Annotated in this window: 1 protein-coding gene; it reads right to left on the bottom strand. The window is 46.0% G+C overall.

Translation table 11 applies throughout. From position 1 onward, the window contains the following. On the bottom strand, positions 1-633 hold a 633-nt coding region (locus tag A3766_RS09995; protein ID WP_197479502.1), incomplete at both ends, for a glutamate--tRNA ligase.

Raw genomic sequence — 633 nt, 5'->3', positions numbered from 1 at the left:
GCCGAGTTAATCCACTCTTCACCACGGATAACATGCGTGATCGCCATCAAATGGTCATCAACTACATTCGCCAGGTGATAAGTAGGCATACCGTCTGACTTAAGCAGAATTTGAGAATCGACCTGAGACCAGTCAATCTCTATCTTGCCACGTAACATATCGTCAATTTCGCAAACACCTTCGTCCGGAACTTTCATACGAATAACATGCGCATCGCCACGAGCTAAACGTTCTTTGACTTCGTCACTAGATAACTCAAGGTCACCTTTAATCCCAGGGTTTAAACCCGCCGCTTTTCGCTCTTCACGAATCGCATCAAGCTCTTCTGGTGTACGAAAACAATAAAAGGCATTACCCTGTTCGACCAACTGCTCGGCATAGGCACGATAGTCGTCTTTTCGCTCACTCTGGCGATAAGGCCCATAATCACCACCTACATCTGGACCTTCGTCCCAATCAAGCCCTAACCACTTCATTGAAGATAAAATATCACGTTCCGATTCTGGCGTGCTTCTCGCTTGGTCAGTATCTTCAATTCGAAGGATAAACTTACCTCCGTGTTGCTTGGCGAAACACATATTAAACAATGCAATATATGCTGTACCAACATGAGGGTCACCCGTTGGGGATGGT

This window comes from Oleiphilus sp. HI0132 (genome assembly GCF_001635845.1).
This window is presented reverse-complemented; position numbering and strand designations above follow the sequence as displayed.